Raw genomic sequence first — 8728 nt, forward strand, 5'->3', positions numbered from 1 at the left:
TGGAATGATGCACCAACATGGAGCACCATAACGGTGCACCCGAAGGCCGCCCAGCTACCATGAAGAAGACCTGGCCCCGCCAAACATGGGGCCCTGCCCGATTCCGGGCACTGGCACGCAACTTGCTCACTTGTGAGGCAGGTTGCCCTGGCGGAGTATTCCGGCCGGCATCACCCGATACTGGGGCACAGAAAAAGCTCCCAGCTCTAATCCCTCCTGGAGGACAGCATGTCGTACAAGTCGCACCAACTGATCAAAGACCATGACGTGAAGTGGGTAGACCTGCGCTTCACCGATACCAAGGGCAAGCAGCAACACGTCACCATGCCGGCTCGCGACGCGCTGGACGATGAGTTCTTCGAAGCCGGCAAGATGTTCGACGGCTCCTCCATCGCCGGCTGGAAAGGCATCGAAGCCTCCGACATGATCCTGATGCCGGACGACAGCACCGCCGTCCTCGATCCGTTCACCGAAGAGCCGACCCTGATCCTGGTCTGCGACATCATCGAGCCGAGCACCATGCAAGGCTACGAGCGCGACCCGCGCAACATCGCCAAGCGCGCCGAGGAGTACCTGAAGTCCACCGGCATCGGCGACACCGTGTTCGTCGGCCCGGAGCCGGAGTTCTTCATCTTCGACGAAGTGAAGTTCAAGTCCGACATCTCCGGCTCGATGTTCAAGATCTTCTCCGAGCAGGCTTCCTGGAACACCGACGCCGACATCGAGTCCGGCAACAAGGGCCATCGCCCGGGCGTGAAGGGCGGCTACTTCCCGGTACCGCCGGTCGACCACGACCATGAAATCCGCACCGCCATGTGCAACGCCCTGGAAGAAATGGGCCTGGTGGTCGAAGTCCACCACCACGAAGTGGCAACCGCCGGCCAGAACGAGATCGGCGTGAAGTTCAACACCCTGGTCGCCAAGGCCGACGAAGTGCAGACCCTGAAGTACTGCGTGCACAACGTCGCCGACGCCTACGGCAAGACCGTGACCTTCATGCCGAAGCCGCTGTACGGCGACAACGGTTCGGGCATGCACGTGCACATGTCGATCTCCAAGGACGGCAAGAACACCTTCGCCGGCGAAGGCTATGCCGGCCTGTCCGAGACCGCCCTGTACTTCATCGGCGGCATCATCAAGCACGGCAAGGCCCTGAACGGCTTCACCAACCCCTCGACCAACTCCTACAAGCGCCTGGTCCCGGGCTTCGAAGCTCCGGTGATGCTGGCCTACTCGGCGCGCAACCGTTCCGCCTCGATCCGTATCCCCTACGTATCCAGCCCGAAGGCCCGCCGTATCGAAGCGCGCTTCCCGGACCCGGCAGCCAACCCCTACCTGGCCTTCGCCGCGCTGCTGATGGCCGGCCTGGACGGCATCCAGAACAAGATCCACCCCGGCGATGCCGCCGACAAGAACCTGTACGACCTGCCGCCGGAAGAGGCGAAGGAAATCCCGCAGGTTTGCGGCAGCCTGAAAGAGGCGCTGGAAGAACTCGACAAGGGCCGCGCGTTCCTGACCAAGGGCGGCGTGTTCACCGACGAGTTCATCGATGCCTACATCGAGCTGAAGAGCGAAGAAGAGATCAAGGTGCGCACCTTCGTGCACCCGCTGGAATACGACCTGTACTACAGCGTCTGATCCACCCTTTCCTATAACAACGAGTCACCCTCTTGAGGCCTCCTTCGGGAGGCCTTTTTTATGGGCCGGCCCATGGAGAAACGCAAAGTTCGCCGCGCCGTTCGGTTAGACTTGCCGCGCTCCCCGCCCCAAGGATAAGGACCGTCCATGCGTCACTCTCTCTGGCTCCTGCTTGCCGCCATCCTCAGCCTGCCCGCCCAGGCCGCCACCGAATGCCGCGATATCCACGACCGCGACCTGCGGCGCATGTGCAACGCACTGGAACGCGGCGACAGCGGGGATTGCGGCGACATCGACAGCCGCGACATGCGGCGTTACTGCGGCGCGCTGCTGGCGCCGGGACAGCGCTACGACTGCGACGACATCCGCGACGGCGACACGCGCCGCCAGTGCCGCGCCATCGTCCGCGGCGACCGCAAGCGCTGCGACGACATCGACAGCCGCGACATGCGCCGCCAGTGCCGGGCCGTGGTATCGCGTGCGCCGTGGCAGTGCGACGGCATCGACGACCGCGACATGCGCCGCATCTGTCGGGTCATCCTGTCGCGCTAGATGCCGCCGTCCGCCGGCGTGCCCTGCTCGTCCGGTTCCGCGGATTTCGCCTTGGGCGCCCGGCTCAACTGTACGTTGAGACGCGGCATGGACAGTTCGAGGCCGGCCTGGTCGAGGCGCCGACGCAGGCGCAGGTTGAACGCCCGCTGGACCTCCCACTGCTTGATCGGCGCGGTCTTGAAGCGGAAGCGCAGGATCGCCTGGCCGTTGTCGAAACTCTCCACGCCCTGCAATTCCATCGGCGACCACAGGTTGCGGTAGACCGCCGGGTCGCTGCGCAGCTCCATCGCGACCTCGCGCACCAGCGCCACCGCGTCGTCGATCGGCATGCTCGCCGGCACCGGCCAGCGGAACATCGCGTAGCCGAACTGGCGCGAGTAGTTCTTGATGCTCTTGATCTCGCTGAACGGGATGGTATGCACCACGCCGTCCAGGTCGCGCAGGCGCACGGTACGGATGGTCAGGCCCTCGACCGTGCCAAGGTGGCCGCCGACGTCGACGTAGTCGTCGATCGACAGCGAGTCCTCGATGATGATGAACAGGCCGGTGATCAGGTCCGCCACCAGCGACTGCGCACCGAAGCCGATGGCCAGGCCGATCACGCCGGCACCGGCCAGCAGCGGGGTGACGTTCATGCCCATGTTGGCCAGGGCGACGATCAGGGCGATCACCGCGATGGTGGCGAACAGCACGTTGCGGATCAGCGGCAGCATGGTCAGCGCGCGGGTGTTCGGCCGGCTCTTGCCGCCCAGGCCGAGGCTGTGCTGGATCGCGGTATCGGTGAGGATCCAGATCAGCCAGGCGACCAGCAGGGTGGTGCCGAAGCTGACTACCTTCATGCTGATCTGCTCGCCCTCGCCTTCCGCATAGCGAATCAGCGACATGCCCCAGACGCGCAAGGCGACCTCGATGAAGAACAGCACCACGAAGATGTGCAGCAGGGTGTAGCCGAAGCTTTGCAACTGCTCGATGTACGGTGCGCTGCGGCGCGGGCCGGCGCCGACCCGACTGGAACGGCGGCGGATCAGCCCGATCACGGTCATCGCCACCACCGCCAGCACCGCGCAGACCAGCGCCCGGCGCAACGCCGAACTGCTGTCGCCGGCGGAAACGAAGGTGGCGAACAGGGAAATCCCCACCAGCACCAGCACCGGCACGAACCACAGCGAGCCGACCAGTTGCACCAGGTCGTGCAGGCTACGGCGCTTGAGGCGGCGCTCCAGCGGCTGGTTGCGGATCAGGTGGGCGATCGGCCGGCGGAAACGCATCACGAACAGCGCGGTGAACAGCGCGGCGCTGGCGTTGGCCAGGGTACTCAGGCAGATCGAGGTGTGCTCGCCGAGGCCGGCGATCAGCCGCGGATCGTGGGCGACCTCGCCCAGCGCGGCGAGGCTGCCGATCAGCCACAACGGGCGGAACGCCTGGCGCCGCAGGATATCCAGGGCGCGCTGGCGGTGCGGGCCGCTGAGCAGCGAGAGGGAAATCACGCACAGCGCGGAGAACAGCGTGCCGCAGACCAGCACATAGGCCATGACCATCGCCAGGGTCTTGCTCAGGGAGTCCGGCAGCACCACCGACAGGTACAGGGTGATGAGGAAGGCCACCAGCCAGGGGCCCAGCTTGCGCAGGGAAAACAGCAGCAGGTCGCGGGTCTTCGGATGCTGCGGCAACTCCGCCGACAGGCCGAAGCGCTCGCGCATGCGCCGGCTGAGCCAGAGCAGCGCGCTGGCCAGGCAGGCCCAGAGGAGGATCACCACCGAAAAATCGAAGACCATCGCCGGCAGGTCGCGCCAGCTGGGAAAGCGCTCCTCGAGTTCGGCACGCGCCAGCTGGAACTGGTTGCCCCATAACGCGACCGGGCTGTTCGCGCCCTGGAACTGCTTTTCCAGGCTGGTCAGGGTATCGCCGATCAGCCCCAGCACCCCACCCTCGCTTTCCTTGCCTTTCTTGGTCACGTCGCGCAGCTGTTTCAGCTTTTTCAGCAGGTCGGCGCGCTGCCTGTCGTTCTCCAGGGTCTGGATGACCTGGTTCAGCGATTGTTCCAACTGCGCATCGCTGACCTTCTCGCCACCGGAGGAACTCCCCGCCAACGGGTTCGGCAGCGCCGCGGCGCCCGGCGGCGAGTAGAACAGGGCGGCGCAGAGGCACAGCAGCAGGGCCGCCAGGACGCGGGAGCGAAGGGTGAAGCGGGCGATGATCGGCACGAGAAAGGCAGTCCCCAAGGTGAGAAACCGAAACAGCCGCATCATACAAGCCGGACACCCGCCGTTTCGAACGGGGCCGCCGGCCGGCGGCGCAAGCACAGACACTCTGGCGCAACGAGGGTTCGCCCCGCCAGTGCCGGCTGAGACGGACGCAGCCGCGCGGCGGGGCACAGCGACCGCCAACGTGCCCCAGCGCACACCTTCGAATACCCGCATGCCGCACAATGCACGGCTTGCCAGCGCGCCGATGCGGTGCAACGCTTGGCAGGTTCACCCGGAGACCGTCCATGCGCCTGATCACCAGCTGCCTGCTCCTGGCCGCCGCCCTGCCGGCCATGGCGCAGATCTACCAATACACCGACGCCAACGGCAACAAGGTATTCACCAACCAGCCGCCAGACGGGGTGCAGGCGCAGACCGTCGAACTGCAGCCGACCAATACCGTAGGAATCGACACGCCGGAAAAGTCCTCCGCGGGCAATGCCCCGGCCGCCGATAGCGAGGCTGCCGCCTACGAGATCCTTGCCCTCAGCGACCTCCCCACGGAAGAGGCGCTGCGCGCCAACAACGGCACCTTCAACGTCAGCGTCAGCATCCGCCCGGCCCTGCACAGCGGCCACCAGTTGCAACTGGTGCTGGACGGCAAACCCTACGGCACGCCCAGCGGCGGCACCCGCTTCACCCTGCACGAGATCGACCGCGGCGACCACAGCCTCGCGGTACAGGTACTCAACGGCGAACGGGTGCTGCAATCCAGCCCGCCGGTGACCTTCACCGTGCAGCGCGTGCACCTCGGGAAGAAGCGATGATCCCGCGCATTCTCGGCGCCCTCCTGCTGTGCCTGGCCTGCGCCGCGCAAGCGGGGGTCTACACCTACATCGACGCCGAGGGCAACCGCGTCTACACCGACCAGCCCCCCAGCGGGCGCAAGGCCCAACGCGTCGAACTGGCGCCGGGCAACAGCGTGGCGCCGCCGGGCATACGCTATCGTCCGCCCGCCGCGCCGCTGGAGGTGAAGCCGCCGGCCTACCAGCTACTGCGCATCCTCTTCCCCGAACCGGACGCAACCCTGCGCGCCAACAGCGGCGACGTCATCGTCACCGTCACCAGCGAGCCGGCGCTGCTGCCCGGCCATCGCTATCGCCTGCTGCTCGACGGCAAGCCTGCCGGAGCGCCGGGACGCAGCCCGGTATTCCCGTTGAAGAACCTCGATCGCGGCACCCACCAGGTCGCAGTGGAAATCATCGATGGCGACGGCATGACCGTCGAAAGCACCCCGAGCCAGCCCTTCCACCTGCATCGAGTGAGCATCGCCGGCCAACCCCTGCCGGAGGTCGATACGCCGCTGGTCAGCGCGGTACAGCCGAGCGAGCGCTAGCCGAACTTCCCCTGCCCACTCCGCCGTGGGCGGGATTTTCCGGTTTTTTTCCCGACTCTCCTGGCGAAAACGCCGCCGGCCACGTCAACGCACCAGATTGGTGCGATTACCCGCACCACTTTCTATACTGTCCCCATTTCGGGTCACCGCTCGTCGCCGAAAACCTTCCCGGCGCACCTCTAGCCAGCGCCTCGGCAGAAAAAACGCGCCTTTTCGGCGCCTGGTTTGCTTTTTGCATTTTCCTGCCCAACCTTGGAACAGCTGCCCGCCATGCCGACCGATACCCTGCACCGACTGTTGCTCGACAACCTGACCACCGCGGTGATCCTGCTCAACGGCGAACTGCGCCTGGAGTACATGAACCCGGCAGCGGAGATGCTCCTGGCCGTGAGCGGCCAGCGCAGCCACGGGCAATTCATCAGCGAGCTGTTCACCGAATCGCCGGAAGCCTTGAACTCGCTGCGCCAGGCGGTGGAACAGGCGCATCCGTTCACCAAGCGCGAAGCGACCCTGACCTCTATCACCGGCGTCAGCATCACGGTCGACTATGCGGTGACGCCCATCCTCAACCGCAACGAGACGCTGCTGCTGCTCGAGGTCCATCCGCGCGACCGGCTGATGCGGATCACCCGCGAAGAAGCACAGCTGTCCAAACAGGAGACCACCAAGCTGCTGGTGCGCGGGCTCGCCCACGAGATCAAGAACCCGCTCGGCGGCATCCGCGGCGCAGCGCAACTACTATCCCGCGAGCTGCCGGAAGAGTCGCTGAAGGACTACACCAACGTCATCATCGAAGAAGCCGACCGGTTGCGGAACCTGGTGGACCGCATGCTCGGCTCGAACAAACTGCCGAACCTGGCGCCGACCAACATCCATGAAGTGCTGGAGCGGGTCAGCAGCCTGGTGGAAGCGGAGAGCCAGGGCAGCATCACCCTGGTCCGCGACTACGACCCGAGCATCCCCGACCTGCTGCTCGACCGCGAGCAAATGATCCAGGCCGTGCTCAACATGGTACGCAACGCCATGCAGGCGATCGCCGGGCAGAACGACCTGCGCCTCGGTCGCATCACCCTGCGCAGCCGTACCCTGCGCCAGTTCACCATCGGCCACACGCGTCACCGCCTGGTGTGCAAGGTGGAGATCATCGACAACGGCCCGGGCATTCCGGCCGAGCTCCAGGAAACCATCTTCTACCCCATGGTCAGCGGCCGTCCGGACGGTACCGGACTCGGCCTGGCCATCGCCCAGAACATCATCAGCCAGCACCAGGGGCTGATTGAATGCGAGAGCCACCCCGGCCATACCGTGTTCAGTCTGTTCCTGCCCCTGGAACAAGGAGTGCATTGACCATGAGCCGATCAGAGACCGTCTGGATCGTCGACGACGACCGCTCCATCCGCTGGGTACTGGAAAAGGCCCTGCAGCAGGAAGGCATGACCACGGTGAGCTTCGACAGCGCCGACAGCGTGATCGGCCGCCTCGGCCGGCAGCAGCCGGACGTGATCATCTCCGATATCCGCATGCCCGGCGCCAGCGGCCTCGACCTGCTGGCGCAGATCCGCGAACTGCATCCGCGCCTACCGGTGATCATCATGACCGCGCATTCCGACCTCGACAGCGCGGTGGCCTCCTACCAGGGCGGCGCCTTCGAATACCTGCCCAAGCCGTTCGACGTCGACGAGGCGGTCTCCCTGGTCAAGCGCGCCAACCAGCACGCCCAAGAGCAGCAGGGCCTGGAGCTGCCGGCGAACCAGGCGCGCACGCCGGAGATCATCGGCGAGGCGCCGGCGATGCAGGAGGTATTCCGCGCCATCGGCCGCCTCAGCCATTCCAACATCACCGTGCTGATCAACGGCGAATCGGGTACCGGCAAGGAGCTGGTCGCCCATGCCCTGCATCGCCACAGCCCGCGCGCAGCCTCGCCATTCATCGCGCTGAACATGGCGGCGATCCCCAAGGACCTGATGGAATCCGAGCTGTTCGGCCATGAGAAGGGCGCCTTCACCGGGGCCGCCGCCCAGCGCCGCGGACGCTTCGAGCAGGCCGATGGCGGCACCCTGTTCCTCGACGAGATCGGCGACATGCCGGCCGACACCCAGACCCGCCTGCTGCGCGTCCTGGCCGACGGCGAGTTCTACCGGGTCGGCGGGCACACGCCGGTGAAGGTCGACGTGAGGATCATCGCCGCCACCCACCAGAACCTGGAAAGCCTGGTGCGCGACGGCAAGTTCCGCGAGGACCTGTTCCATCGCCTGAACGTGATCCGCATCCACATCCCGCGGCTGGCCGACCGCCGCGAGGACATCCCGGCGCTGGCCCGGCACTTCCTCAGCCGCGCCGCCCAGGAGCTGGCGGTGGAACCCAAGCTGCTGAAGGCGGAAACCGAGGAGTACCTGAAGAACCTCGGCTGGCCGGGCAACGTCCGACAACTGGAGAACACCTGCCGCTGGATCACCGTGATGGCCTCCGGCCGCGAGGTGCACATCGACGACCTGCCGCCGGAGCTGCTGACCCAGCCGCAGGACAGCGCGCCGGCGGCGAACTGGGAACAGGCCCTGCGCCAGTGGGCCGACCAGGCGCTGGGCCGCGGCCAGTCGAACCTGCTGGACAGCGCCGTGCCGGCCTTCGAACGGATCATGATAGAAACCGCCCTCAAGCACACCGCCGGCCGCCGCCGCGATGCCGCCGTGCTGCTCGGCTGGGGCCGCAATACCCTCACCCGCAAGATCAAGGAGCTGGGGATGAACGTCGATGGAGCCGACGACGAAGGCGACGACTGAAGCGCCACTGCTCCCATGAGCGACCCAACGGGGCCTTCGGGCCCCGTTTTTCATGGTCCGTCGCGCGCCCCTGCCAAGCGAGACGCCGCCCCGGCCTCGGCAGGGCGCCCGCCCGATACCGTCGGTCAAACCGTGGCGTAGAGCGAATAACCGCATCGCGGTTATCCGCCGGTTGT

7 protein-coding genes are annotated in these 8728 nt (G+C 66.2%); 6 read left to right on the forward strand and 1 reads right to left on the reverse strand.

Annotation, left to right across the window (positions count from 1 at the left end):
• Positions 1 to 228: 228 nt before the first annotated feature.
• Complete coding sequence (gene glnA, locus HMPREF2581_RS22110) at positions 229 to 1638, forward strand: glutamate--ammonia ligase (RefSeq protein ID WP_003096016.1); 1410 nt, start codon at positions 229 to 231, stop codon at positions 1636 to 1638.
• 147 nt (positions 1639 to 1785) lie between these two features.
• A complete protein-coding gene (locus tag HMPREF2581_RS22115) occupies positions 1786 to 2190 on the forward strand; it encodes a hypothetical protein (RefSeq protein WP_003141845.1) in 405 nt (134 codons plus the stop codon).
• On the opposite strand, the gene HMPREF2581_RS22120 is transcribed toward HMPREF2581_RS22115, so the two are convergent.
• A complete protein-coding gene (locus HMPREF2581_RS22120; RefSeq protein ID WP_003111156.1) occupies positions 2187 to 4394 on the reverse strand; it encodes a mechanosensitive ion channel family protein in 2208 nt (735 codons plus the stop codon). The two genes, HMPREF2581_RS22115 and HMPREF2581_RS22120, sit on opposite strands and share 4 nt — an antisense overlap.
• 287 nt (positions 4395 to 4681) lie before the next feature.
• Between HMPREF2581_RS22120 and HMPREF2581_RS22125 the strand changes: the two genes are divergently transcribed.
• The 4 genes from HMPREF2581_RS22125 (at position 4682) to ntrC (ending at position 8552) form a co-directional block, all read left to right on the forward strand.
• Positions 4682 to 5203: a DUF4124 domain-containing protein gene (locus HMPREF2581_RS22125; RefSeq protein ID WP_003096024.1), complete on the forward strand. Its 522-nt coding sequence runs from the start codon at positions 4682 to 4684 to the stop codon at positions 5201 to 5203.
• Positions 5200 to 5772 (forward strand): DUF4124 domain-containing protein, encoded by a 573-nt coding sequence (locus HMPREF2581_RS22130; protein WP_003096027.1) that lies wholly within the window; start codon positions 5200 to 5202, stop codon positions 5770 to 5772. Before HMPREF2581_RS22125 ends, HMPREF2581_RS22130 begins: the two co-directional genes overlap by 4 nt.
• Positions 5773 to 6042: 270 nt before the next feature.
• Positions 6043 to 7119: a two-component system sensor histidine kinase NtrB gene (gene ntrB / locus HMPREF2581_RS22135; protein ID WP_003096033.1), complete on the forward strand. Its 1077-nt coding sequence runs from the start codon at positions 6043 to 6045 to the stop codon at positions 7117 to 7119.
• Between the two features lie 2 nt (positions 7120 to 7121).
• Positions 7122 to 8552: a two-component system response regulator NtrC gene (ntrC, locus tag HMPREF2581_RS22140; protein ID WP_003104661.1), complete on the forward strand. Its 1431-nt coding sequence runs from the start codon at positions 7122 to 7124 to the stop codon at positions 8550 to 8552.
• Positions 8553 to 8728: the final 176 nt, after the last annotated feature.

This window comes from Pseudomonas sp. HMSC057H01, assembly GCF_001836405.1.
GTDB lineage: Bacteria > Pseudomonadota > Gammaproteobacteria > Pseudomonadales > Pseudomonadaceae > Pseudomonas > Pseudomonas aeruginosa.